Origin of the sequence: Gordonia metallireducens (assembly GCF_021245825.1) — a bacterium.
GTDB lineage: Bacteria > Actinomycetota > Actinomycetes > Mycobacteriales > Mycobacteriaceae > Gordonia > Gordonia namibiensis.
In genome coordinates this window covers 57,562-82,731 of sequence record NZ_JAJQJP010000013.1, presented here as the reverse complement: position 1 = coordinate 82,731, position 25,170 = coordinate 57,562, and the positions used below count along the sequence as shown (strand labels likewise).

At 67.7% G+C, this 25,170-nt stretch carries 26 protein-coding genes and 1 tRNA gene; 16 read left to right on the top strand and 11 right to left on the bottom strand.

What is annotated here, in order from left to right:
* Window positions 1-57: 57 nt before the first annotated feature.
* Window positions 58-471, bottom strand: coding sequence for a winged helix-turn-helix transcriptional regulator (locus tag LQD00_RS03405; protein WP_232715677.1), 414 nt, complete (start codon window positions 469-471; stop codon window positions 58-60).
* Window positions 472-545: 74 nt separating this feature from the next.
* Between LQD00_RS03405 and LQD00_RS03400 the strand changes: the two genes are divergently transcribed.
* On the top strand, window positions 546-953 hold the full coding sequence (locus LQD00_RS03400; protein WP_232715676.1) for a RidA family protein: 408 nt from the start codon (window positions 546-548) through the stop codon (window positions 951-953).
* A 180-nt stretch (window positions 954-1,133) separates the two neighbouring features.
* The gene (locus LQD00_RS03395) at window positions 1,134-2,564 is read left to right on the top strand and encodes an MFS transporter (protein ID WP_232715675.1); all 1,431 of its coding nucleotides are present in this window, start codon (window positions 1,134-1,136) and stop codon (window positions 2,562-2,564) included.
* A gap of 70 nt (window positions 2,565-2,634) precedes the next feature.
* On the opposite strand, the gene LQD00_RS03390 is transcribed toward LQD00_RS03395, so the two are convergent.
* Both LQD00_RS03390 and LQD00_RS03385 read right to left on the bottom strand, forming a co-directional pair.
* Window positions 2,635-3,213 carry a nitroreductase family protein gene (locus tag LQD00_RS03390; RefSeq protein WP_232715674.1) on the bottom strand — a complete coding sequence of 193 codons (579 nt, stop codon included), beginning with the start codon at window positions 3,211-3,213 and terminating at the stop codon, window positions 2,635-2,637.
* Window positions 3,201-4,793 carry an MFS transporter gene (locus tag LQD00_RS03385; protein ID WP_232715673.1) on the bottom strand — a complete coding sequence of 531 codons (1,593 nt, stop codon included), beginning with the start codon at window positions 4,791-4,793 and terminating at the stop codon, window positions 3,201-3,203. The genes LQD00_RS03390 and LQD00_RS03385 overlap by 13 nt, the downstream gene beginning before the upstream one ends.
* A 121-nt stretch (window positions 4,794-4,914) precedes the next feature.
* On the opposite strand from LQD00_RS03385, the gene LQD00_RS03380 reads away from it, so the two are divergent.
* Window positions 4,915-5,589 (top strand): TetR/AcrR family transcriptional regulator, encoded by a 675-nt coding sequence (locus LQD00_RS03380; protein WP_232715672.1) that lies wholly within the window; start codon window positions 4,915-4,917, stop codon window positions 5,587-5,589.
* A 40-nt stretch (window positions 5,590-5,629) separates the two neighbouring features.
* Here the strand turns inward: LQD00_RS03380 and LQD00_RS03375 are convergent, their stop codons facing one another.
* Entirely contained in the window at window positions 5,630-6,955 is a 1,326-nt protein-coding gene (locus LQD00_RS03375) for a hypothetical protein (RefSeq protein ID WP_232715671.1), read from the bottom strand.
* 168 nt (window positions 6,956-7,123) lie between these two features.
* On the opposite strand from LQD00_RS03375, the gene LQD00_RS03370 reads away from it, so the two are divergent.
* Window positions 7,124-8,389: an aspartate kinase gene (locus tag LQD00_RS03370; RefSeq protein WP_006866566.1), complete on the top strand. Its 1,266-nt coding sequence runs from the start codon at window positions 7,124-7,126 to the stop codon at window positions 8,387-8,389.
* A gap of 2 nt (window positions 8,390-8,391) precedes the next feature.
* On the top strand, window positions 8,392-9,417 hold the full coding sequence (locus LQD00_RS03365) for an aspartate-semialdehyde dehydrogenase (RefSeq protein WP_232715670.1): 1,026 nt from the start codon (window positions 8,392-8,394) through the stop codon (window positions 9,415-9,417).
* Here the strand turns inward: LQD00_RS03365 and LQD00_RS03360 are convergent.
* Complete coding sequence (locus LQD00_RS03360) at window positions 9,414-10,193, bottom strand: FadR/GntR family transcriptional regulator (RefSeq protein WP_232715669.1); 780 nt, start codon at window positions 10,191-10,193, stop codon at window positions 9,414-9,416. The two genes, LQD00_RS03365 and LQD00_RS03360, sit on opposite strands and share 4 nt — an antisense overlap.
* Window positions 10,194-10,318: 125 nt before the next feature.
* Between LQD00_RS03360 and LQD00_RS03355 the strand changes: the two genes are divergently transcribed.
* From LQD00_RS03355 to LQD00_RS03330, 6 genes are all read left to right on the top strand, one after another.
* Entirely contained in the window at window positions 10,319-10,822 is a 504-nt protein-coding gene (locus LQD00_RS03355; protein ID WP_232715668.1) for a gluconokinase, read from the top strand.
* 2 nt (window positions 10,823-10,824) lie between these two features.
* A complete protein-coding gene (locus tag LQD00_RS03350; protein ID WP_232715667.1) occupies window positions 10,825-12,219 on the top strand; it encodes a GntP family permease in 1,395 nt (464 codons plus the stop codon).
* Window positions 12,220-12,450: 231 nt separating this feature from the next.
* Window positions 12,451-13,740: a lipase family protein gene (locus LQD00_RS03345; RefSeq protein ID WP_232715666.1), complete on the top strand. Its 1,290-nt coding sequence runs from the start codon at window positions 12,451-12,453 to the stop codon at window positions 13,738-13,740.
* An 87-nt stretch (window positions 13,741-13,827) separates the two neighbouring features.
* Window positions 13,828-14,502, top strand: a complete 675-nt coding sequence (locus LQD00_RS03340) for a hypothetical protein (protein ID WP_232715665.1) — start codon at window positions 13,828-13,830, stop codon at window positions 14,500-14,502.
* A gap of 181 nt (window positions 14,503-14,683) precedes the next feature.
* The gene (locus LQD00_RS03335; RefSeq protein WP_005194509.1) at window positions 14,684-15,115 is read left to right on the top strand and encodes an organic hydroperoxide resistance protein; all 432 of its coding nucleotides are present in this window, start codon (window positions 14,684-14,686) and stop codon (window positions 15,113-15,115) included.
* Window positions 15,116-15,210: 95 nt separating this feature from the next.
* Window positions 15,211-15,684, top strand: a complete 474-nt coding sequence (locus LQD00_RS03330) for a Dps family protein (protein ID WP_232715664.1) — start codon at window positions 15,211-15,213, stop codon at window positions 15,682-15,684.
* Between the two features lie 105 nt (window positions 15,685-15,789).
* Here LQD00_RS03330 and LQD00_RS03325 read toward each other — a convergent pair whose 3' ends face one another.
* Window positions 15,790-16,317 (bottom strand): hypothetical protein, encoded by a 528-nt coding sequence (locus LQD00_RS03325; protein WP_006866576.1) that lies wholly within the window; start codon window positions 16,315-16,317, stop codon window positions 15,790-15,792.
* Window positions 16,318-16,525: 208 nt separating this feature from the next.
* On the opposite strand from LQD00_RS03325, the gene LQD00_RS03320 reads away from it, so the two are divergent.
* The 3 genes from LQD00_RS03320 (at window position 16,526) to LQD00_RS03310 (ending at window position 20,897) form a co-directional block, all read left to right on the top strand.
* On the top strand, window positions 16,526-17,980 hold the full coding sequence (locus tag LQD00_RS03320) for a hypothetical protein (protein ID WP_232715663.1): 1,455 nt from the start codon (window positions 16,526-16,528) through the stop codon (window positions 17,978-17,980).
* Window positions 17,981-18,044: 64 nt separating this feature from the next.
* On the top strand, window positions 18,045-19,436 hold the full coding sequence (locus LQD00_RS03315) for a DUF2252 domain-containing protein (RefSeq protein ID WP_232715662.1): 1,392 nt from the start codon (window positions 18,045-18,047) through the stop codon (window positions 19,434-19,436).
* Between the two features lie 69 nt (window positions 19,437-19,505).
* On the top strand, window positions 19,506-20,897 hold the full coding sequence (locus LQD00_RS03310; protein ID WP_232715661.1) for a dipeptidase: 1,392 nt from the start codon (window positions 19,506-19,508) through the stop codon (window positions 20,895-20,897).
* On the opposite strand, the gene LQD00_RS03305 is transcribed toward LQD00_RS03310, so the two are convergent.
* Window positions 20,894-21,955 (bottom strand): acyl-CoA dehydrogenase family protein, encoded by a 1,062-nt coding sequence (locus LQD00_RS03305; protein WP_232715660.1) that lies wholly within the window; start codon window positions 21,953-21,955, stop codon window positions 20,894-20,896. The two genes, LQD00_RS03310 and LQD00_RS03305, sit on opposite strands and share 4 nt — an antisense overlap.
* Window positions 21,956-22,150: 195 nt before the next feature.
* On the opposite strand from LQD00_RS03305, the gene LQD00_RS03300 reads away from it, so the two are divergent.
* Window positions 22,151-22,606, top strand: coding sequence for a helix-turn-helix domain-containing protein (locus tag LQD00_RS03300; RefSeq protein ID WP_154882019.1), 456 nt, complete (start codon window positions 22,151-22,153; stop codon window positions 22,604-22,606).
* A gap of 83 nt (window positions 22,607-22,689) precedes the next feature.
* Here the strand turns inward: LQD00_RS03300 and LQD00_RS03295 are convergent, their stop codons facing one another.
* Both LQD00_RS03295 and LQD00_RS03290 read right to left on the bottom strand, forming a co-directional pair.
* The gene (locus LQD00_RS03295; RefSeq protein WP_232715659.1) at window positions 22,690-23,304 is read right to left on the bottom strand and encodes a lipocalin family protein; all 615 of its coding nucleotides are present in this window, start codon (window positions 23,302-23,304) and stop codon (window positions 22,690-22,692) included.
* 142 nt (window positions 23,305-23,446) lie between these two features.
* Window positions 23,447-23,872 carry a DUF7144 family membrane protein gene (locus LQD00_RS03290; protein ID WP_006866583.1) on the bottom strand — a complete coding sequence of 142 codons (426 nt, stop codon included), beginning with the start codon at window positions 23,870-23,872 and terminating at the stop codon, window positions 23,447-23,449.
* A 200-nt stretch (window positions 23,873-24,072) separates the two neighbouring features.
* Here LQD00_RS03290 and LQD00_RS03285 point away from each other — a divergent pair.
* Window positions 24,073-24,146: transfer RNA gene (locus tag LQD00_RS03285), tRNA-Pro, on the top strand.
* Between the two features lie 104 nt (window positions 24,147-24,250).
* Here LQD00_RS03285 and LQD00_RS03280 read toward each other — a convergent pair.
* Together LQD00_RS03280 and LQD00_RS03275 are read right to left on the bottom strand one after the other, a co-directional pair.
* On the bottom strand, window positions 24,251-24,442 hold the full coding sequence (locus tag LQD00_RS03280; RefSeq protein ID WP_232715658.1) for a hypothetical protein: 192 nt from the start codon (window positions 24,440-24,442) through the stop codon (window positions 24,251-24,253).
* Entirely contained in the window at window positions 24,439-25,149 is a 711-nt protein-coding gene (locus LQD00_RS03275) for a haloacid dehalogenase type II (RefSeq protein ID WP_232715657.1), read from the bottom strand. The genes LQD00_RS03280 and LQD00_RS03275 overlap by 4 nt, the downstream gene beginning before the upstream one ends.
* Between the last annotated feature and the right edge of the window lie 21 nt (window positions 25,150-25,170).

Genomic DNA, 25,170 nt, shown 5'->3' with positions numbered 1-25,170 from the left:
AAGGTGCAGGTGACAGCGTATTCCTGCGGCATCGCCGGTCGGGAGGCGGGGGTGTGATCAGGGCTTGTCGCCCGGGCCGAGGACCTCGTCGTCGAACCGTTGTCGGGCGGCGTCGATCGCCGGCAGATGTGTTGCCGCCCATGACAGGAGTCCGTCGATCGGTTCGCGAACGGTCTTGCCCAACGGCGTGATCCGGTACTCGACCGAGACCGGCCGCGTGCTGAGCATCCGGCGTTCGACGATGCCGTTGCGTTCGAGGCGGCGCAGCGTGCTGGTGAGCGACTTCTGCGACACCGCCGGAATGGCGCGGCGTAGGTCGTTGAACCGAGATGGCGCCTCGCACAGTTCGTTGAGCACGCTCAGGGACCACTTGTCGAGAACCTGCCCCAGCAACTCGCGGGACGCGGCGTCGATCCTCAGTTCGTGGTCGGCCCTCGACGAGGGCGGTGTGGGTGCAGGGGTATCGGGCATGAGACCTGGTTTCGTTGAAGTAACCGAACGGCACCAAGTATACAAACGATACTTGCACCTACCAGGAGGAACCGATGACCGTCACGCTCTCCAGCCCCGAAGGCATGCTGCCCGACGCCCCGTACCACCACGTCGCCGTGGGGATCGGTACCCGACACCTGTACCTCGCCGGGCAGGTCGCGCACACCGGTGACGGCACACCGATCCCGGCCGACCTCGCCGGGCAGGTCGCCCAGGCGTTGCGGAACGTCGCCCGCGGATTGCACGGTGCGGGCGCGGATTTCGGTGACGTCGTGCGTCTGACGGTGTACGTGACGGACTGGGAACCGGCGAAGATCGGGGACTTCATGGCCGGGATCGAGGCCGTGGCCGACGAGGTCGGACTACCCACACCGATGCCGCCGGCCACGCTCATCGGGGTGCAGGCGCTGTACGAGCCGGAGGTGCTGGTCGAGATCGAGGCGACGGCCATCGTGGCCTGACCCCCTCTTCGGGGGGTGCCGGGTATCGGCAGTCGCGTCGAAGCTATGACATGCGTCTCACCCGCCGCGGCGAGTGACGGAACTCATTCCCGTGCCGGGTGAGGTGTACGGGCTTCGTGCCCGGTCTTCGACAGAGCCGCTCAACCACGACGCGGCCGCCTGCACAGAAGGACGACGCCAGTGACCACGATCCCCGCCGATCCGCCTCGCGCTGACTTACCGCCGGACCCCCAGACGCCGCCCGACGCGAAGCCCACCAGCCTCCGACGCGTCGCGGCCGCCAGCTCCATCGGCACGACCATCGAGTTCTACGACTTCTTCATCTACGGAACCGCGGCCGCGCTGGTCTTCCCGACGGTGTTCTTCCCGGCAGCCGACGAGGTGACCGGCACGATCGCATCCTTCGCGACCTTCGCCGTGGCGTTCTTCGCACGTCCGGTCGGCGCCATGCTGTTCGGGCACTTCGGTGACCGGATCGGTCGAAAGCGGACCCTCGTCTGGACGCTGCTGATCATGGGCATCGCGACCGTGGCGATCGGACTCCTCCCGGGATACGAGACCGGCGTCTTCGGCATAGCCGAATCGGGGATCGGGATCGCGGCCCCCATAGCCCTCGTCGTCCTGCGATTCCTGCAGGGCTTCGCCGTGGGCGGTGAGTGGGCCGGCGCCACGCTGCTCACGGCCGAATACGCACCCCCCGGCAAGCGGGGTCTGTACGCCATGTTCCCGCAGCTGGGACCGGCGTTCGCCTTCTTCCTGTCGAGTCTGACCTTCCTCATCGCCTCGCTGACCCTCGGCGAGACCAGCTCGGCCTTCCTCGACTACGGCTGGCGCATCCCCTTCATCCTGTCGTTCGCTCTCGTCGCCGTCGGCCTCTGGGTGCGGCTCGCCGTCGCCGAGACCCCGGTATTCCAGGAAGCGCAGCGTCGCAAGGCGCTCGAAGCCGAGAAGTCGGATGGTCCCGCACTGCCCTTCATGGACGCCTTCCGTTACCAGTGGAAGGAGATCCTCATCGCCGGCGGTGCGCTGGCGAGCCTGTTCTCGCTCTTCTACATGGGCACGGCGTTCCTGACGAACTACGGAACCAAGAGCCTCGACCTGTCCCGCACCTTCGTCCTCAGCGCGGGCATGGTCGCCGCGATCGTCTTCGGTCTGTCAACCGCCGCGTCGGCCATGTGGTCCGATCGGGTCGGTCGACGCCGGGTCATCCTGACCTCGTGCATCATCGCCATCCCGTGGGCGCTGGTCCTGTTCCCGATCCTCGAGATCGGTGGCGGCTTTGCCTTCGTCGTCGGACTGATCGGCACCCTGCTGATCTTCGGCATCGCCTACGGTCCGGCGGGTGCGCTGCTCCCCGAACTGTTCGAGGCGCGCTACCGCTACACCGGTGCCGGCATGGGCTACAACCTCGCCGGGATCTTCGGCGGAGCCATCCCGCCGCTGATCGCCGCCCCGCTGATCGCCGGACCCGGCGCGATCTGGGTGGGTGTCCTGCTGGCAGGCCTGTCCGCGATCAGCGTGGTCTGCACGATCCTGATCGTGGAGACCAAGGACAAGGCCATGCGTGCCGAGGTCGAGCGGATCGAGCAGGAGCCCGAGCTCGTCGGCTGACGTCGGAGACGGATACACGCCTCCCGACGACGACGTCCCCGTCGCGATCATCGGTCGCGGCGGGGACGTTTCACGTCTCGGGTGTGGTGAATGCGGGTCGTCCCCACTGCCCGGCGAACGCGACCTCGTCCAGCGGAAGGCGGGTCCGCGGGCGTTCGTCACGCTCGCGGATGTCCTCGGGCAACGACGCGGTGTCCTCGGCGAGCGTGCCGATCCCCAGCAGGACGAGGGGTCTCTGGCCGGCGGGGATGTCGAAGGCCTCGGTAGCGGCGGCGGCATCGAAGCCGGCCATCGGATGCCCGTTGAAGCCGAGCGCCTCGGCCTGCAGGATCATCTGCGACACCGCGAGACCCACGTCGACCGCCGCGTAGGTGTGTTCCTTCGGATCGTCCGGCCGATCGGTGGTGCACACCAGGACCAGCGCGGCCGCCCTCGGCGCCCAGCCGGCGTTTCCACGGGTCAGGACGCCGGTGAGGGTCTCGAAGGTCGCGTCACCGCGTCGGCCGACGAGAAACCGGACCGGCTGCATGCGTCCCCAGGTGGGGGCCCATCGTCCGGCGTCGACGATGGTCGTGAGGTTCGCGACGGAGATGGTGGCGGCGGGGTCGTACCCCCGCGCGCTCCACCGTCCTTCGATCAGTTCATGCACTCGGTCGAGGGTAGTGGCGCCGGTGCCTCGGAGTCGTCGGTGTCGGTCCGGGCATCTGCGGTCACGGCATCTGCGGTCCAGGGCTGCAGCGGCTTGCGCATCGCGAAGAACACCCCGATGCCGAGAACGGTCATCGAGATCCCGATCGCCAGGGACGCCGCGTGCATGCCGTCGACGTAGGACTGCCGGGCCGCGGCCGCGAGGCCGTCTCCCTGGACGCCCATCTCCAGGGCGCGATGCAGCGTCTCACCGAGTGTGTCGCCGAATGACCAGCCGTCGCGATGTCCGCGGAACACCAGTGTGGCGAGTGAACCGAACAGAGCGAGGCCGAGGGCGTTGCCAAGCTCGAAGCTCGTCTCCGAGATGCCCGATGCCGAGCCCGACCGCTCCGGCGGGACCGCGCCCACCACGACGACCGACACCAGGCTGAACTGGATGCCGTAGCCGATGCCGGCGATGAACGTGAAGACGAGGTAGACCCAGATCGGCGACGACGTGGTCAGTGCGAGCAGTCCGAAGTTGCCCGCTGCCGCCAGCACGATCGAGCCGAGGAATGCGGCACGGGTGCCGACCATCGTCGCGATCCGGGAGGCGCCGATCGAGAACACCGCCACCGCGATGGCCATCGGGAGTCCGGCCACAGCCGCGGCGAGGACGTCGTGACCCATCACCGACTGCAGGTAGACGCCGGTCAGGTAGGACATGCCGCCCAGGGCCATCATGCCGACGAGGGCCACGGAGATCGCACCGACGTAGTGGGCGTTCCGGAAGAGCTTGAGGTCGAGGAGCGGGGCCGCGGACTGACGTTGCTGAACCACGAATCCGGCGAGAAGCGCCAGACCCGCGAGTCCGATGACGATGACGCCCGCGTCGGCGCCGTCGCTCGCGAGGGTCTTGATCGCATAGACGACAGGCAGGATGCCGGCCATCGACAGCACGACGCCGAGCACGTCGAACCGTGCTGTCGAGGGCGCCTTGTATTCGGGGATGAGTCGGGGACCGAGGATGAGGAGGGCGGCCAGCACCGGCACGTTGATGAGAAAGGCCGAGCCCCACCAGAAGTGGTGCAGAAGCACGCCGCCGATGACCGGGCCGACCGCGGCGCCGCCGGCGAAGGCAGCCGTCCACACGCCGATGGCGCGACCGCGCTCGCGATCGTCGGAGAACATGTTGGCGATCAGCGACAGGCTCGACGGCATCAGGGTCGCCCCGCCGACACCCATCAGGGCGCGCGCGGCGATCAGGATCCCGGCGGTCGGCGCGAAGGCGGCGAGGATCGAGGCACCGCCGAACACCGCGGCCCCGGCGAGCAGGATGCGGCGTCGTCCGATGCGATCGCCGAGGTTGCCCATCGTGATCAGCAGGCCGGCGATGAGGAACCCGTAGATGTCGAGGATCCACAGCTGCTGGGCCGCCGACGGTGCGAGGGCGTCGGTGATCGAGGGGATCGCGAGGTAGAGGACGGAGACGTCCATCGACACCAGGAACACGGGCAGCGTGAGCACCGCGAGTCCCAGCCAGGTTCGTCGGTCGGCAGTCCCCGGAAGCTGCCGATCAGACGTGCCGAGACGGGTGGACACGATGTGCTCCTCGATGGTTTCGCCGGTGGGTTGCGTACGGTGTACGCGAGAAAGCGTACGCCAGGTGAGTACGCTGTACGCAATCCATTTATTCCCGGTCGTGAGCAGGAAGGATGTGCAGGTGACATCTGGCACGACCAAGTTGTCGCCGGCGGTCATCGTCGACGCCGCGATCCGGATCGCCGACGCACGGGGACTCAACGGCCTCTCGATGCGGCGAGTGGCCGACGAGCTCGGGGTCGGGGCGATGTCGCTCTACCGGCACGTCGCCGACAAGGAGGCGCTCCTGCTGGCGATGTCCGAAGAGGTCACGCAGCGCTATCCCTACCCCTACGACGACGCGCCGTCGTGGCAGGAGCGGGTCCGGATCGCCGTCGACGTCGACTGGGAGCTGTACCAGCGGCACCCATGGGTGGTGCTGGCCTACTCGTCACCCCGCCTCAGCTATGGCGAGGCCTCACTGGAATGCCTCGACTGGCTGTCCGCGGGTTTCCTCGAACTCGGGGTCGGCATCGAACGCGCCACCGACATGGCGCTGACCGTGTGGAGTTTCGTCCACGGCGTCGCACTGATGGCGGTCGGCGACCAGCTGATCGACGATCAGGTCCGGGGCGAGTCCGAGGTGTCGTCGGTCCGGCTGTCCGACGTGATCGCCGGACGCTCCGATGTCGCGGTGCCCGAACACGTCGCCCGCCTCGCCGGACGTCCCGACGCCGCACACCTGTTGGACCCACGCGCCCGGCTCGACGCCGGAATCGGCTACCTCTGCGCGGGTTTCGTCGCTGCAGCGCACTGAGACACCGGGCCCGAAGCGGATCGGGCCGCTTGGCTTGCGGTCACATGGCGTGCGGGAACACCGTCAGCATGTGCGCGCCGAACCATGAACTGCCGACGACGATCGGCACGACGACGAGGCCGGCGACCGCCGGCCGCGCCCGGGCGAGGGTCATCGCGAGGGGGATGAGAAGAACGAAGGCGGGCAACAGGAGTCGCGGCCTGCTCATCATCAGCCCGCTCGACAGCACGATCTGGGCGACGAGCAGTGAACCGAACAACAGCACCGGCCACGGCAGACGCGCCCACACCGCCACGGCGAGCATCACGAGGGTGCTCAGGACGATCCACGACGTCGCAGTCGGAGCGACCTCTGCGGAGTTCACCAGCTGTTCGTTGACGAAGTTGAATGCGGCGACGCCCCAGTCGAACTCGGTGTCCCAACCGTCGGTCTGGATGCGGAACCATCCAGTCGGCGAACCGGTGTGGGCCCACACGACGCCCAGATAGGTGAGATAGCCCAGAGGACTGAGCGCGATCGCCGCGGCGGCGCGCACACGGTCCGCGCCGGTCACCTCGGTGGAGCTGCGGCCGGTCCACAGGAACACGATCGCGGCGAGGATGACCACGCCGATGATGACGGCGGCGGTCGGCCGGCAGAAGCCGCAGAGGCCGGCCATCACCCCGGCCAGCAGCCATCGCTTCTCCAGGATTCCGACGAGTGCCCACGTCGCGAGGGCGCAGAACATGGCCTCGGTGTAGGCCATGTTGAGTACGATCGACATCGGCGTCGCCGCGAACAGCACCACCAGGAACAGCCCGGTGGCGCGTTCGGGGGCGGGGCCGATGGGGGAGCACCGCGACATCAGCCGCGCACAGACCATGCCGAGGCGGGCCGCGCCGATCGCGGCGATGCATCCGAGGACGAGATTGAGGGTCAGCGCCGCACCGAACGGCGTCACGCCGGGCAGCTTCGCGAGGTACCCGACCAGGTACGGGTAGCCGGGGAAGAAAGCGAATGCGGTGTCGGAGGTGTGGATTCCGCGCGCGTCGGTCAGGCTCGCGGGCACTCCGTCGTATCCGTGGGTGGCGATCGCCAGCATCCACTGCCCGTCCCACACGGTGAGGGCCTTGCCGAGCGTCGTGTCGCGCAGGTCCGCGAACCGTGCGAGCGTGAGAATGCCGATCGCGCGGATGACGAGATAGACGACAAGGGCGTCGATGCACCAGCGGTACCGGCGGACCACGTCGGCGAACGGAGGCCGCGGGTCGGCGGGGCGCCGAACCGGTGTCGAACCGCCCGGGGAGATCGGCCTGCCGTCGACTCCGCCGGTGCCCGGATCGGGATCAGGACGGCCCGGATCGTCGACATCGGTTGGGGTGGCCACCCGTGGAATCCTAGGTTGTCGCCGGCGACCACAGGCGACGTGCCGTGTGCGTCGGATCACAGAATGCCGGTGACCAGGTCAGGCCTGCACCCTCCTGCCCGGTAAGGTTGTCCGAAGCAAGCTGACGTCTATCGAACCGGCGCACGAGCCGGCGGGAGGTAACTCGACGTGGCCCTCGTGGTGCAGAAGTACGGCGGATCCTCGGTCGCAACGGCCGAACGCATCCGTCGCGTTGCCGAGCGCATCGTCGAGACGAAGAAGCAGGGCAACGACGTTGTCGTCGTCGTCTCGGCGATGGGCGACACAACCGACGAACTGCTCGACCTCGCCCAGCAGGTGAATCCGGCGCCCCCGGCGCGCGAGATGGACATGCTCCTGACCTCGGGTGAGCGCATCTCCAACGCACTGGTGGCGATGGCCATCAGTTCGCTTGGTGCACATGCTCAGTCGTTCACCGGCTCGCAGGCCGGCGTCATCACGACGAGCTCTCATGGCAAGGCCAAGATCATCGACGTCACACCGGGCCGCGTTCGCAGCGCACTCGACGACGGCAAGATCGTGCTGGTCGCCGGATTCCAGGGTGTCTCGCAGGACACCAAGGACATCACCACCCTCGGACGCGGTGGCTCCGACACCACCGCCGTCGCGCTGGCGGCGGCCCTCGAGGCCGACGTCTGCGAGATCTACACCGACGTCGACGGCGTGTACTCCGCCGATCCGCGCATCGTCTCCGACGCCAAGAAGCTCGACACCGTCTCTTTCGAGGAGATGCTCGAACTCGCGGCGTGTGGCGCGAAGGTCCTGATGCTGCGGTGCGTGGAATATGCCCGCCGGTACAACGTTCCCGTTCACGTGCGCTCGTCGTACTCGACCAAACCCGGCACCGTGGTGACCGGATCGATGGAGGACATTCCCGTGGAAGAAGCCATTCTCACCGGCGTCGCACACGATCGCAGCGAAGCCAAGATCACCGTCGTGGGTCTCGACGACAAGCCGGGCTACGCCGCCAAGGTGTTCCGCGCCGTCGCCGACGCCGAGATCAACATCGACATGGTGTTGCAGAACATCTCGAAGGTCGACACCGGAAAGACCGACATCACCTTCACCCTGCCGCGCGAGCTCGGCCCGCTGGGTGTCGAGAAGCTCACCAAGCTGCAGGAGGAAATCGGCTTCACCGAGTTGCTGTACGACGATCACATCGGCAAGGTCTCGCTCGTCGGTGCCGGCATGAAGTCGCACCCGGGCGTCACCGCCACCTTCTGTGAGGCCCTCAGTGAGGCCGGCGTGAACATCGAGCTGATCTCCACTTCGGAGATCCGCATCTCGGTGCTGTGCCGCGACACCGAACTCGACGACGCCGTGCGCGCACTGCACGCCGCCTTCGATCTCGGTGGCGAAGAGGAAGCCGTCGTCTACGCAGGAACGGGCCGATAACCATGGGTGTACGTCTCGGAGTCGTCGGCGCGACCGGTCAGGTCGGCGCCGTCATGCGAACCCTGCTGGCAGAGCGCAACTTCCCGGCCGACGAGGTGCGTTTCTTCGCGTCGCCGCGTTCGGCGGGCAAGAAGCTGCCGTGGGGCGACGGGGAGATCGTGGTGGAGGATGCGGCGACCGCCGATCCGGCCGGTCTCGACATCGCCCTCTTCTCCGCAGGCGCCACGATGTCCCGTGAGCAGGCGCCGCGGTTCGCCGCCGCCGGCGTCACCGTCATCGACAACTCGTCGGCGTGGCGCAAGGATCCCGATGTGCCGCTGGTGGTCTCGGAGGTCAACGGCGAGCTGGCGAAGAACCCGCCCAAGGGCATCATCGCCAACCCCAATTGCACCACCATGGCCGCCATGCCGGTGCTCAAGCCGCTGCACGACGCAGCCGGACTGCAGCGCCTGATCATCTCGAGCTACCAGGCGGTCTCCGGTAGTGGTCTGGCCGGTGTCGAGGAACTCGCCGGGCAGGTGCGCGCTGTCGCCGGTGACGCCGAGAAGCTGGTCCACGACGGCTCGGCCGTCGACTTCCCGGCCCCCAACAAGTACGTCGCACCCATCGCGTTCAACGTTGTGGCACTTGCCGGTTCGCTCGTCGACGACGGCACCGGCGAGACCGACGAGGATCAGAAGCTGCGCAACGAGTCGCGCAAGATCCTCGGTCTCCCCGAACTGCTCGTCAGCGGAACCTGCGTGCGCGTGCCCGTGTTCACCGGCCACTCGCTGTCGATCAACGCGGAATTCGCCGAGCCGCTGTCGGTGACTCGCGCCCAGGAGATCCTCGGTGCCGCAGCCGGAGTCGAGCTCGCCGACGTGCCGACGCCGCTCGCCGCTGCCGGCAAGGACAATTCCCTCGTGGGTCGCATCCGTCAGGATCCGGGTGTTCCGGACGGCCGCGGCCTCGCGCTCTTCGTCTCGGGTGACAACCTCCGAAAGGGTGCTGCGCTCAACACGATTCAGATCGCCGAGCTTCTGGTCTAAGCCTTCGTGGCTCGCTCCGCTCGCACCTCAGGCAGCGAGGGGGCTCGCTCCGCTCGCACCTCAGGCAGCGGAGGGTCATCGGAGACGGCAGCCGCCGCCTCGGTGATGATCTCGCGCATAGACGCCTCCGCGGCCTCCGGGTCGCGGAGGCGTATTGCTCTCGCCACGTCGTCGTGAAGGGCGATGGCTGCCGGGTTCGGGGTCGGCGGCATCATCCCGTGATGGGTTCGGCCGGCCAGGACCTCGCCGACGACGTCGGCCAGCGACCGGAACATCTCGTTGCCACTCGCCTCGAGCAGGGTGCGGTGAAAGACCTTGTCCGCCAGCAGGTATGACTGAAGGTCGCCGGTGCGTCCGTGAACCGACATGTCCGACACCGCGGCTGCGAGGATGCGGCAGTGGTGCTCGTTGGCGCGTTCGGCCGCCAGCGCGGCCGCCACGGGCTCGAATCCGCGTCGTAGTTCCGACAGGGTCGCGAGGAACTCCGTCCGGTCCGCGCCGTCGAGACGCCACCGGATGAGTCGGGGGTCGAAGACGCTCCACCGGGTCCGCGGCTGGATGGTGATGCCGACCCGGCGTCGCGACTCGACGAGTCCCATCGATTCGAGGACCTTGATCACCTCGCGCGCCACGGTCCGCGACACCCCGTGCTCGGTGCAGATGGCGTCGAGCGTCAGAACGCTGCCCGCCGGTTGCGTCCCCGAGACGATGCGCCGGCCGATGGCAGCGAGGGTCTCGTCATGGCGCTCTGTGGTCCCACCTGTGCTCCGACTCACCATTTCATCTTCTCATTAGCGGCGTCTGACGCAAATGTGCGTACTTAACACGAGAGGGACTTGCATAAGTATGACTATTGAGGCAGTCTCCGTGATCAGCAGCACAGCGATGTGGAGGAGTTGGCATGCGATCACCGGTGGTCGTTATGGGTGTTTCCGGGTCGGGGAAGTCGACCGTGGGAGCCGCGTTGGCGCAGCGTCTACGCGTTCCGTTCGCGGACGCCGACGACTTCCATTCGGCGGAGAACATCGCCAAGATGTCGGCTGGTCAACCGCTCGACGACGACGACCGTCGTCCGTGGCTGGAGTCCATCGGGGTCTGGCTGGCCGAACACGGTGACGGCGGGGTGATGAGCTGCTCCGCGCTCAAGCACGAGTACCGTGACCGTCTCCGCGGGCACGAGCCGTCGGTGCTGTTCGCGCACCTCGCCGGCTCGGTCGAGGTCATCGCCCGCCGGCAGGCATCGCGGCCGGGGCACTTCATGCCGACGGCGCTGCTGCGATCCCAGTTCGAGACCCTCGAACCCCTGACATCCGACGAACGCGGCCTGACCGTCGACGTGGACCAGAGCGTAGACGCCATCGTCGACGAACTGGTCGCGTCGCTCCCCGACGGCGAGGAGAACTGAACATGTTGTCGACCACCACGATCCTCGCCGCGAGTGCGGATCTGCCCGAACCGGTCGCGCCGGGTTGGCAGCTCGTCGTCGCGGCTCTGGCCGGTATCGCGGTCATCGTCGTCGCGATCACGGTCGCCAAGGTCCATCCGTTCCTCGCACTGGTCGGCGGCGGTGCCACGGTCGGCATCGTCGCGGGTGAGTCGATCCCGACGGTCCTGGAGTCCTTCACCACCGGATTCGGTTCCACCGCAGCCGGTGTGGGCATCCTCATCGCGCTCGGTGCGATGTTCGCGAAGCTGCTCGCCGACTCCGGGGGTGCCGACGAGATCGTGGACACGATCGTCGGCCATGCCTCCCCGCGCATGCTGCCGTGGGCGATGGCGCTCGTCGGCGCGATCATCGGTCTGCCGATGTTCTTTGAGATCGGCCTCGTCCTCCTGATGCCGGTCATCTATCTGGTTGCCCGACGCTCGGGCCTGGGTCTGATCCCCATCGGCATCCCCGCGCTCGCCGGTCTCTCGGCCATGCACGGCTTCGTGCCGCCGCATCCGGGCCCGCTCGTGGCGATCGACGCCCTCGGCGCCGATCTCGGCCTGACCCTCGCACTCGGTGTCGCCGTTGCCATCCCGACGATCATCGTCTCGGGTCCGCTGTTCGGCACCCTCGCCGGCAAGTGGGTGACGGTCCAGGCGCCGACGACCTTCGACGTCGATCCCGACGACGGCCCGACCACCAAGCGGCCGTCCTTCGGTATCACCATGTTCAGCGTTCTGCTGCCCGTCGTCCTGATGCTGGGCAAGGCGCTCGCCGAGATCTTCATCGACGACGAGGACCAGCTCCTGCGCCGCGTGCTCGACATCCTCGGCACGCCCTTGATCGCCCTGCTGATCGCGGTCGTCGTCGCGATGTTCACCCTGGGCCGTGGCTCGGGGATGGACCGCGAGACCATCTCGAAGTGCACCGGTGCGGCGCTGCCCGCCATCGCGGGCATCCTGCTGATCGTCTCTGCCGGTGGCGGATTCAAGCAGGTTCTCGTCGACACGGGCATCGGCACGCTGCTGGCCGACTGGGCCACCGGCGCGAACGTCCCGGTCTTGGTCCTCGCCTGGGTGCTCGCGGCGTTGATCCGCCTGGCCACCGGCTCGGCGACCGTCGCGACCATCACCGCATCGTCGCTGATGCTCGGACTCGTCGACGGGTTGAGCTCGGGTGAGGTCTCCCTGGTAGTCCTGGCGATCGGCGCCGGCTCGGTCTTCCTGTCGCACGTCAACGACGCGGGCTTCTGGCTGGTCAAGGAGTACTTCGGCATGACCGTCGGCCAGACCTTCAAGACCTGGTCGATGATGGAGACCCTGCTGTCGGTGAGCGGTCTGGTCGTCGTGCTGGCCCTCGGTGTGGTGATCTGACCGGGCTGACGCTCCGCTGAAAAGCGCCCCTGGGAAGCGTCCCGCTGAAAAGCGCCCCTCGGAACCGCCCCTGGGATCGACCCTCACCAGCAGAGCCGGCGACATGGTGTCGTCGGGTCCACTGTGGAGGGCGGATCCCGGGGGCGGTTTTCGGTGGCGGCGCGGATGGTCACGATGCGAATGAGGACCCAGTCACCTGACTCAACTTACTGTGGGGTAGGTTACTCGCCCATGAAGCTGAAGTCGGGAACGAGCGTTGGGTCGCGCCGCAGGTCACGCCTGCGAAAGACCACGATTGCGGGTGCGGTGGCTGCGGCTTGTGCGGCCGCCGTGATCAGTCCGGCGCCGGACGCGAGTGCGGCCGATTTCTACACGCCGCCGGCATCCTTCGCGACCGATCCCGGCTCGGTGATCCGGAGCCAGCAGATCCCGCTGCTCCTCCAGATCCCGGGTGCGCCGAATCAGTGGCCGGGCACAGCACGCAAGGTCATGTACACCTCGACCTACCAGGACGGAAAGCCTGCCGCGGTCACCGGGACCGTCGTCGAGCCGACCGCGCCGTGGACCGGGAAGGGTCCGCGCCCGACCGTCGTCGTCGGCCCGGGCACCATCGGTCAGGGCGACCAGTGCGCGGCGTCGAAGCTGATGAGCCTGCCGATGTCGGTCGATGTCACCAAGCCCAGTATCGGCGTGAACTACACCGCTCCGGAGATGTTCTACATGCTGCTCAACGGTGTGCGGGTCTTCGTCACCGACTACATCGGCATGGGCACCCCGGGCATCCACACCTACGTGAACCGCTCGGAGACCGGTCACGCCATGCTCGACGGCGCGCGGGCCGCGTTGCGTGCGTCCGGTGCCCCGGTCGACGCGCCGGTCGGTTTCGTCGGCTACTCACAGGGCGGTGGCGCCGCCGCCTCCGCGGCCGAACTCGCGGCGACCTATGCACCGGAACTGAACGTCCGTGCCAGTTATGCCGGTGCGCCGCCCGCCGACCTGGAGAAGGTCATCCCGGCCATCGACGGGAGCACCATCGCCGGCGCCATCGGCTTCGCCGTCAACGGCCTCACGCAGCGGTACCCGGTGGTCGCCGACGTCGTGAAGCGGGAGACCAACGCATCCGGAAAGGCTGCGCTGAAGCAGATCTCGACGAGCTGCATCGGTGACATCATCCCCGCCTTCGGCTTCCAGCAGACCAGGAACTGGACCCGCACCGGTGAGACACTCTCCGCGGTGATCGCACGGTCGCCGGAGGTGCAGAAGGTCGTCGGCGAACAGCGCATCGGTCGCCTCAAGCCGAACGCGCCGGTCTTCCTCGAAGGTGGCCTCAACGACGACGTGATCCCGCACGGTCAGGTCGCCCAGCTCGCCGCGGACTGGCGGGCACAGGGGGCCGACGTCCGGTTCGTCACGGACCCGACGCCGCCGATCCTGACCAAGTCGATCGTCAACCACGTGGTCCCGATGCTCGGCACGTTCCTGCCCGGCATGGAGTTCGTCCTCGGCGAGTTCCGGAAGTAGTCGAACAGAACAGAACACGACAGGGCCCGCCGGCAGAGCTCCGGCGGGCCCTGTCCGTTCCCGAGGCCCGGATGGCAGGATCGAGGAATGAACGATCCGCACGGGCCGGGGGACCCCCACGATCGAGACCCCGAACGCATCCCGACCCAGGCCGAGCTCGACGCCGAGGATCTCGCCGCGCTGGAACGCTCGTCGCGTGACCGGGACCAGGCGGCGCTCTACCCGCCGCGACCGTCCGACCCGGGCAGCCCGCCGGCGGCCCTGGCACTCCACGCCCGCGTCGTCTGGTGGGGTGCGGCGGTCATCGGGCTGATCTTGGCGATCTACGGCTTCTTCAACCTCGGCACCATCACCGACGACCTGCGGCAGCGCCTTCTCGAGGGGGTCGTGACCGACCCGGCCAACTCCGCACCGGAGGACCAGGTCGAGACGCTGGCCGGGTTCTTCCCGCCGTTCATGCTGGTCATGATCGTCGTCGTCCTGGTGATCGAGTACCTGCTCCTGGTGGCCGCAGTGACCCACCACAGCCGACACTGCCGCAACTTCTTCCTCGCCGCCGTGGTGGTCCATCTCCTCTGCATCCCGGTCGGCGTCGACCTCCTCTTCCGTTATCCCGACATCTCGTCGACGATGGTCGTTCTCAGTTGGGTGCAGTTCGCGTTGCTGGTGATCGCGGCACTTCTCACCGCGCGTCGGTCCGTCAACACCTGGCTGCCGGAGTCGACCCGGATGAAGCCGACTCGCATGATGCGCGGCCGCTGACACGAGAGTGTCGTATCGCCGCTGACACGAGAGTGTCGTATCGCTGCTGACATTCGGCGTCAGGTTTGTAACCCCCGCCACCAGGCGGTTTGATCGGAATGAATCCGGGTACAGGTCGGTTGGACAGAACGTTGGTTCTACAGAGCCGAACATCCACCACCTGAACCCAGGAGGACCTCCGATGGCAATCGAACCCGTCTACACCATTTCGTCCAAGGCATCCGGCGGCGGACGCGACGGTGAGGTGGTCTCGGCCTCGGGCCAGATCGACCTCGACCTCCGACCGCCGAAGGAGATGGGCGGCAGCGGCGACGGCTCCAATCCGGAGGAACTCTTCTCGGCCGGCTACGCGGCGTGCTTCCTCGGAGCTCTACGAGCCACGTCGAAGGCAGCCGGTAGCCCGGTGCCCGACGACTCGACCGTGAACGTGACCGTCGGCATCGGCAAGGACCCCGCCGACGGCGGCTTCGGATTGACCGTGGCGATCGACGTCTCCATTCCCGGTGTCGACGAGGCGAAGGCCCAGGAGCTGGCGAACAAGGCGCACGAGTTCTGCCCGTACTCCAAGGCCACCCGCGGCAACATCGAGCAGAAGGTCACCGTCACCGTCTGACACCGGCCGCCCGAACCAGTCGTTCTCTCCGACGGGGCGTCGAACTCAGCCCGAGCCAGCACTCCCAGATATGACAAGGAAGGACATTCTTGATCATGACCACCCCCATCACCAGCACTCTCACCGACGAGCAGCAGTCCGTGGCCGGCAAGGCCCTGCAGGACACCCTCGTCGACATGCTCGACCTGACCCTGATCGCCAAGCAGGCCCACTGGAACGTCGTGGGCAAGCAGTTCCGCTCGGTGCATCTCGACCTCGACGAGCTCGTCACCGTGGCGCGTGAGTTCACCGACGCCGCCGCCGAGCGCGCGACCGCCATCGGCGTCAGCCCGGACGGCCGTGCCGAGACCGTGGCCAAGACCGCGAACACCAAGGGTTTCGGCGAAGGCTGGACCAAGGACACCGAGGTCGTCGATGCCATCGTGGAGAACCTCAAGGCAGTGATCGACGGTCTCCGCGAGCGCATCTCGGTCACCGAGGAAGCCGACCCGGTGACGCAGGACCTGCTCATCTCGTTCGCGTCGAAGCTGGAACAGCTGCATTGGATGTGGCAGGCGCAGTCCGCCTGACCAACCGGATGAGCCCTCGATCGGGGCCTCTCACAGCAACGAACCCCGTCGGTACCAACCGGCGGGGTTCGTTGTGTTCGGTTTGTCTGCGTGGTCGACGCGGCGTCAGTCGACGGCGGGCTCGCCGACCTTCTTGTCGGCCACATCGGCGTCGGTCGTGATCGTGCCCGGATCGTCGTCGGCGTAGGAGTCGCGGAAGGAAACACGCGGGGTCGACGCCGAGTGGTACAGCGCGATGCCGGCGAAGACGAGCGCGGCCAGGAGGAAGATCGCCGAGGCCGCGATCGTGACGATGTGCACGACGGTGGCGTACACGCCGTCGAGCGGCCCGACCGCGATTGCCCCGGCAGCGGCGAGGACCGCGCCCAGCAGTGCCCAGGCCGCGGAGCGAATCCACGGCGCCACCACCGATGCGTAGAAGAGGCGCTGATAGATGGTGAGAGAGAACTCGTCCACCGCTGCGAGTCGGACCTCGTCATCGCCTGCGAGATCGCGCAGTTCGCGCGCCAGTGCTGTCTGTCGTTGCAGGGTTGCGGACTCCCGTTCGCGGTAGCGCACGAATGCAGCCGCACCGAACGCCGACGCGAGGAGTCCCAACCCGACCATCACACCCCAATAGTCCACGGCACACACGCTACAACGCGGTGCGACACCGCTCGTGAACCAGGTCACAAGGGCGTCTGTCGGTGCGGGTCACGACGGTGCAGGCCGGATCTCGATGCGCGACGGGGGTCGTGGGGACGGGCGACCGCTGATACGTTGGGCGACCGTCTGCGCCAACGTCGGCCGAGACCCGTGGCGACCCCTGGTCGAGCGGAGCCGAGACGGGAGGAATGCACTGGTGACGATCCGGATGATCGGGGCGGCGATCGTCTGCGTGATGGTCGGGCTCTTCATCAGCGCATCGGCGGGGCAGGCGGACACCGACGGGGTCGTGGCGCTCGCCGACCCGCGGCCGGGTGCCGCCGTGCTGGCCGGCGCGGAGCCGGATTCGGTGCTCGTCAGCCGCGAGTTCTACTCCCGATCCGATGAGGCAATCCTCCTCGGGCCGGGTGCGCTCGACGAACCCGGGACCCGGGAGCGCGTCGCGGCGGCCGCCGGCGAGAACCACGTGCCCGTGCTCACCGTGCGCCCGGAGACCGCGCGAAGCGTCGACGAGGAGTTGCGGCGCCTCGGAGTACAGCGGGTGGTCCGCGTCGGCGAGATCGAGGGGTTCGACGACCACCGGTCCACGGTGGACCTCGAGGACCTGCGCGGCAACCTGCGCCCGAGCACGGACGAGCCGATCGTGATGGTTGCCCGCGGTACCGCGATGGACGCGACGCTGACCGCCCGTTCCGCGGGGCGCGTCGTCGAGGTACCCGTGCCCGATCCCAGGGCCGATGGCGACGCCGTCGCGGCCGTGAGTGGCGCGTCACCGACGACCGCGATCCGCGCGGTCGGTCCCGGCTTCGGCGACGACGCGGTGTTCGCGACACGTGTCGATCAGGCGCGTCGGACGCCGGAGCTCCCCGGCGGCGGACAGATCGTGTTCCCGGGTCGTCGGATGGTCGCGCTCTACGGTTCACCCGACGCGCCGGCGCTGGGTCCGCTGGGCCGGCAGGGCGTCGAGGCGTCGATCGACCGCGTCCGGCGCCTGGCGGCCGACTATCAGCGGGTCAGCGCCGAGCCGGTGATCCCGGCATTCGAGATCATCGCGTCCGTCGCGTCGTCGGAACCGGGCGAGGGTTCCCGGTACACGAACATGCTCGACCCGGCCGTGCTGCGGCCGTGGGTCGAGGCGGCCGGACGCGCCGGGGTCTACGTGACCCTCGACCTCCAGCCCGGACGCATGGACTTCCTCGAGCAGGCCCGGCGGTATGCGGACCTCCTCGCCCTCCCGCACGTCGGGCTGGCGCTCGACCCGGAGTGGCGCCTCAAGCCGGACCAGGTGCACCTCACGCAGATCGGGTCCGTCGAGGCCGACGAGGTGAACCGCACGTCGGAATGGCTCGCGGGGCTGGTACGCGATCGGGGACTGCCGCAGAAGTTGTTCGTGCTCCACCAGTTCGACGCCTGCATGCTCGCCCAGCGGAAGAACATCAGAACCGATCGACCCGAACTGCAGGTGGTCCTGCACGCCGACGGGCACGGGACACCGCCGGTGAAGATGGAGACCTGGCGCAGATTGCTCGACGATCTGCCCGCGGGAGTGTGGATGGGCTGGAAGAATTTCTACACGGAGGACAAGCCGACGTTCTCGCCGGCGACGACCATGGCGGTCGCGCCGACACCCTGGTTCGTCTCGTACCAGTAGCGCCGGGAGGCCACCTCCGGGCTCCGACGGGCGCCCGGGCCACGCTCCACAGGGAGGAGTCCCGGTGCCCACCACGCCCGCCGATCTGGCCGCCTGTCCGACACGCGGCGAACGTGCCGACCCGTTGGCGTTACTCGCCGCGCAGGCGCGCAACCGCGTGCCCGAACTCATCCCCGTCCGGCATGCGCGGATGGCGGAAACACCGTTCACCTTCTATCGCGGCGCCGCCGCGGTCATGGCCGATGATCTGTCCCGGACCCCCGACACCGGCATCATCACCCAGCTGTGCGGGGACGCCCACCTCAGCAACCTCGGCCTGTTCTTCAGCCCGGAGCGTCGAATGGTGTTCGACCTCAACGACTTCGACGAGACCCACATCGGGCCCTTCGAATGGGACGTGAAACGACTGGCCGCGAGTTTCGCGATCGCGGGTCGCAACAACGGGTTCGACGACAAGACCAACCGCAAGATCGCCAAGACGGTGGCGAAGGCCTACCGCCGGAACATCAGACGCAGTGTCTCGATGACGACGCTCGAGTGCTGGTACGCCGGAATCGATGTCGAGTCCATGCTCGCGGATCTGGGCGATCGCCTGGACACCTCGATGACCGCACGGACGCAAAAGGCGTTGCGCAAGGCCCGGCACCGGAACAGCGCGCAGGCCCTGGCCAAACTCTGCGAGATCGACCCGGAGGGCAACGCGCACATCCGTAGTGACCCACCCCTGCTCGTTCCGCTGACTGAACGTTTCACCGACGAAGATGCCGCCGTGGTCGAGGAGCGGATCCGGGAGCGGGTCGACAATTACCGGGCGACACTGCCGTTGCACGTGCAGACCCTGCTCGCGCAGTTCTCCCTCGTCGACATCGCGTTCAAGGTCGTCGGTGTCGGCAGTGTCGGGACCCGCGCGTGGATCGTGCTGATGATGGGCAGAAGCCTGGAGGACCCGCTGTTCCTCCAGGTCAAGGAAGCGCAGCGGTCGGTCCTCGCCGACCACGTGTCGTCGTCGGGTTTCGACAACGCGTCGGGCTTCGACAACCAGGGACAACGCGTCGTCGAGGGGCAGCGGCTGTTGCAGGCGGCCAGCGACCTCTTCCTCGGCTGGTCGACGGGACTCGACGAGAACGGGGATCGCCGCGACTTCTACGTGCGTCAGCTCCGCGACGGCAAGGGGTCGGTCGTCGTCGAAGCGCTCCGACCCGATGGGATGAAACTCTATGCGCGCCTGTGTGGGATGGCTCTCGGTCAGGCCCACGCCCGCACGTCGACACGGTTCGACATCGCGAGGTATCTCTCCGAGACAACGGGTTTCGCCGACGCGATGGCGGACTTCTCGATCTCCTACGCCGATCTCAACGACGCCGACCATGTCCAGATGACGGCGGCGATCAACCGTGGTGAGCTGAGTGTGTACGACCTCGCCGCAGCGGAAGAGAAGGCGAAGGGAAAGGGTTGACCCGGTCCCGGCTGTGGTACACAGGCCGCAGGGCGAACCGACAGTCGAAGCCGACAGGGAGACGTGTGCATGGACGATGCGACATTGCGGGATCGGGTGCGGGAGTTGATGCCTCGCGCGAAATCAGATCTGGCGGAGATGGTTCGGTTCCGGTCCGTCCACGACCCGCAGCAGTTCCCGCCGGAGGAATGCGACGGCATGGTCGACTGGCTGATCACGACATTCCGTGAGCTGGGCGTCGACGATGTCGCCGCACACGTGACCAGTGACGGATCCAAGGCCGTCACCGGGCAGATCCCCGGTCCGGAAGGCGCGCCGAAGGTTCTGTTGTATTTCCACCACGACGTGCAGCCGCCGCTGGGTGACGACGAATGGGATTCCCCGGTCTGGGAGCTGACCGAGCGCGACGGCCGCTGGTACGGCCGCGGAGCCGCGGACTGCAAGGGCAACATCGCCGTACATCTCACCGCGCTGCGTGCGCTCGCCGGCGACCTCGGCGTCACCGTGAAGATCATCGGCGAGGGCTCGGAGGAGCAGGGGACCGGTGGACTCGAGCACTTCGCGGTCGAGAACCCCGACCTCCTGCGCGCCGACGCCATCCTGATCGCCGATTCCGGTAACTTCGCCGTCGGCAAACCGAGCCTCACCACGACGCTGCGTGGCATCGCCAACATCGACGTCTCGGTCGAGACCCTGGAATCGGCAATGCATTCCGGAATGTTCGGGGGAGCTGCGCCCGACGCGCTGGCCGCCCTCATCGCGATGCTGGCCACACTGCGTGACGAACACGGAAACACCACCATCACCGGTCTCGATGCCGACGCCGAGTGGCCCGGCGTGTCCTATCCTCCCGAGCAGTTCCGTTCGGATGCAACGGTTCTCGACGGCGTCGAACTCGTGGGGTCCGGGTCGGTGTCGGACATGGTGTGGGCGCGGCCGGCGGCGACGGTGCTCGGCATCGACTGCCCACCGGTGGTCGGATCGTCCGCAGCCGTCCAGCCGCGGGCCCGGGCGCGCATCAACCTGCGTGTGCCGCCGGGAATGGACCCGACCTACGCCCAGGACGCGCTCATCGAACACCTCACCGCGGTCACCCCGTGGAATGCGCGGGTGTCTTTCGAACGCGAGGCGGTGGGTTCGCCGTTCGTCGGTTCCACCTCGGGGCCCGCCTACGAAGCGCTGACCGACGCGCTGGCGGCCGCCTACGGGAGCGAGGTGCTGATCCAGGGGCAGGGTGGGTCGATCCCGCTCTGCAACGTCCTGCAGAGCACGTTTCCGGACGCCGAGATCATGCTGTTCGGTGTCGAGGAACCGCAGTGTCTGATCCATGCGCCGAACGAGAGCGTCGACCCGACGGAGATCGAGCGGATCGCGCTCGCCGAGGCTCTCTTCCTGCGTGATTACGCGTCCCGCGCGGCGGAGGCGCCGAAGTCGGCCGCCACCACCGCGGGCGAGGTCTAGCGAGAGTCGGGTTCGCCCGCGAACCGTCGTACGAGGAGGTCCTTCAGCTCGGGCCGACTCGCCGCGACGAGGATGAACGAGGCCTCCCGAAACAGTCGCTCCGCGTCGCTGCCGCGCAGTAATGCCTCGCCGCCGCGTGCTGCGACGAGGGCGGCGACCGCGTCGAGAGCGAGCCGGGCGGCGTCGGCGCGAGCGGCCAACAACGCCGTGGCGTCGTCCATCGCCGAGTCGAGGACGACCCGCGCCTCGTCGGCCCGCTCACGGAGACGTCGTGCGGCGGGCGCCCGTCCCGCGACGTCGAGGAGTGCCGTACAGCGCCGGACGAGTCCGAACGGCAGCGTGCCGTTGAGGCGGACGCCGACGTTCTGGTTCGCGAAGAACTCGTCGATCGTGACGCGACTGACGACCCGGGCGTCGGGAACCACGAGGCCGTCTGCCTGTAGCGACACGGTCGACGTCGCCGCCGCGGCGGCCAGCTCGACCGGGGATGCCCGAACAGCGGTGGGAAGCTCGGCGGTGGGGAGGATCGCGGCGATGACGTCGTCGGTCTCCGCGTCGCGCGCGGAGATCTGCAGGAGGTCGACGACTCCCCAGCCGCTGACGAACGGGGCATGCCCGGTGAAGACCCAGCCGTCGTGGGTGCGATTGGCGGTCATCCGGGGCGGGGTGGGGACGACACCGGCGTAGGCGACTCCCGCACGTAGTCGGCCGGCGACGGTCGGCTCGAGCAGCTCGTCGCGTAACGATCTGTTCGGGGTTCGTGACAGGGAGATGACGACACCGTGGTGCTGGAGCCACGTGAACGCGGTCGACAGGCAACCGCTGACCAGAACCTCCAAGATCTCGGTGACCTCGCCGAACTCGAGCCCGGGCCCGCCGGCCTCGACCGGTGCGGCGATCCCGTAGAGGCCGGCGTCGGCGAGTGCTCGCCAATGGGATGGGGGTACGACGCCGGTCCGGTCGACATCGGCGGCGGCGGGGAACAGGACGTCGTCGGCGACCCGAAGTGCCTCTGCTCGCAGGGTGCTCCGGCGCGCGGCCGGGTCCTGGTTGCTCACGGGGTCCACCCTACGTCTCAGCAGACGTGGACGTATGACCCACTCCCTGAGTGAAGTGGATAGGGAAAGTCCGCGTCCCGCAGCACAATCCCGTGACGAAGACCCATCGATTTGGGACCAAAGGCCCAAGACCGGGGGCCGACCCGTCGGTAACCTCTGATGTGGGTCGGAGGAGACTCTCGTGAAAGGAATCAGGTGGGCGCAGGTCCCAATGGTGGTGACGGGCAAGTGATGAGCATTGCGCCGGAACGTGTTTCGCACAGCGAACAGGTTTCTCGTGGCGGAGTGTCCGACTTGCGTACCAGTGAGCGGTATCTACGCGCCGCGGTCACCGACCTCATCGAGCGTAATTTCCGCGACCCCGATTTCAGTGTCGAGGTCGTGGCACGGCACCTTCACGTGAGTCGCCGGCACCTCTACCGTGTTCTCGCCGGCAGTCCGACGTCGCTGGCCGAGATGATCGCCGACCGCCGTCTCGAGTGGGCCCGGCGCCTGTTGACGGGGCCGGGGAATCTGAAACTCGAAGCGGTGGCCCATGCTTCGGGCTTCGCCTCGACGGCGACCATGCGCAACCGTTTTCGCGCCAAGTACGGGCTCACCCCCGACGAATTCCGGCGCGCTGCAGCGGCAACCGACGCAGAAGCCAGCTAAACGATTTCGGCGCAAGCACTTTTGGGTGCTTGCGCCGAAATCGTGTTTAATTCAGTGCCGCATCGCGGCCGGAGGACAGGCCGTCACAGGGTGCACAGCGGCGAGTAGTCGCTGCGTCCACCGGTCGTCGGTGAGACGAGGAACGTGCACGGATTGAAACCGACCTTCTCGATCTCCTTGGTCAGGCGACGCAGTTCGCTGTCGGAGACGACCTTGTCGCGGGAGAGTAGGAATCCCGATGCGCGACTCGGATCGCCGACGATCGAGTACTTGTAGGGGCCGTCCGGGTTCTCGCCGTCCTCGATGTGGGCGATGATGTAGTTCGGTGCCCCGTTGGGGTTGATGCTCGCCGGTGTCTGCGGGAACCGCACACTGAGCTGGGCGTTCGACTTCGCGTCGACGACGGTGGCGCGCCCGAGGACGCCGCCCTTCGTGCCGGTGGGTCCGGTGCACTGGTTGTCGACGCCGATGGTCTTCTCGTCGATCCGGGTGTAGAAGGCGCTGGTGTCCTTGGCGCAGGTCACTCCCCAGAACGACGGCACGGTGGCGAGCTGCCACCATTTGCCGAGGTAGCGGTCGACGTCGACCTTCTCCACCGGGGCGAGCGGCGCGGCCTGTGCCGAACCGGTTCCGATGACGAAACCGAGTCCGACGACGATGCCGGCCACGAGGGCTGCGAGGGTGCGTGTGACGCGCATGGTGTTTCCTTTCGTGGCCCGATCATCTCCGTCGAGCCCCAATGGGCTGTCGAGAAGGGTTCGGACCACGGCGGGTCGCGGATGGGTCGTGGGCACCCTGCAGGCCTCGTCGGCCGGCATCGACGCTGGTGGAGCGGGGAGATTACAGGTTGTAGGCGTTGTTCGGGTTCCAGGTGGACACCGCCCAGATGACGATGAGGTCGAGGACGATGATCAGGATGGCCCACGCCGGGTAGTAGGGCAGCCACAGGAACTGGGCGATGATCGACAGCGAGGCGATCACGATGGCCGCGATGCGCGCCCAGTCGGCGCCGACCGCGAGACCACCGGCGATGAGGATGCCGGCGATGCCGAGAATCAGGTGGATCCAGCCCCACGCGGTGAGGTCGAACTCGAAGACATAGTTGCGGCCCACGACGAACAGCTCGTCGTTGGCGATCGCCGAGATGCCCTGGAAGACCGAGACCAGGCCGGCGACGAACAGCAGCGCGGCGGCGACGATCGAGATCCCGAAGGCGAAGCCCTGCTTGGCGGACGAGTTCGCCTGCTGATCGGGGGAGGCGCTCATGATGGCGTCCTTTCGTGTTGGTGAACACCGGCGCCCAGTGATCCTGAACGACGGCGCGGTGGCGTTGTTGCGGGTGGACCTTAACCAAGAATGGGACGTCCGACCCGCATCCCACAGCGTTTCGCTCACTTCGGGCACATCTTTGACCAGGCGATTTAGTACTCGGCGGGGGTCCGGTATAAGCTATCGCAGGCTACACACGGGGTGTGGCGCAGCTTGGTAGCGCGCTTCGTTCGGGACGAAGAGGTCGTGGGTTCGAATCCCGCCACCCCGACAGAAGGCCGGGTTCGACCGGTCAACAAGATGTGTTGGTTGAGACACAGCAGTGAGACCCCGGTCCGCAGAGATGCGGCCGGGGTTTCCTCGTTTCCGGGTCTTTCAGGCGTCCTGCTCGGAGGACGTGCGCCCCGCGATATGGGCGAGGATCGCCGGGTCGGCGGTGACGAATCGGTCGACCTCTTCACCGCCGTCGCAGCGCAACAGGCTCACCGTCACGCTCTCCGCGCCGCGGTGGACGACCCGCCATCCGGCCCCGGAGTCCTCCCAGCGCCGCAGGTCGTCGAGGGTCATTCGGTGGCCGACCGGCAACCCAGCTGCCGGGCGAGGTCCAGCAGATCCGTCGCGTGGAAGTCGTTGTCGGGTGACCCGGAATCGTCCTTGGGTTCGCCACCCCACTCGTCCGGGCGCTCGACGAACGCGGTGCGCAGGCCGAAGGAGCGTGCGGCGTCGAGGTCGGCCTGGTGCGTCGCGACCATCATCACCTCGTTCGGCTCGACCTCGAGGAGTTCGGCCAGGCCGCAGTAGGTCTCACGTGCGGGCTTGTAGTGCCGCCACAGGTCGGAGCCGCCGATGACATCCCACGCGAAGTCGTTGTGCCGGGCCATGTCGGTCAGCAGCGCCACGGTGCCGTTGCTGAGCGCGCACACGATGAAGTCCCGCTTGAGTCGTCGAATCCCGTCCGCGGCGTCGGGCCAACCGGGGATGGCACGCCACGCACGTACGAGCGCACGGCTCTGATCGGCGTCCAGAGCCACGTCGAAGACCGCCGCGATCTCGTGGAGGGTCTCGGTCTGCAGATCGTCCAGACGGCGCCAGGGGAGCTCTCCGGTCTCGACGCGCGCGAGGATCGGTGAGTAGCGACTGCGCCACTCGCGGGCGAAGGCGGCGGCGTCGACATCGGGCACGGTGCGTGCGACGGCACCGGAGATGCCGGTGAACCAGTCGGTGACCGTCCCGAAGGTGTCGAACGCCAGGACCTTCACCCCGAGGGAGTTCACGAGCCGGTGTGCTCCCGACGT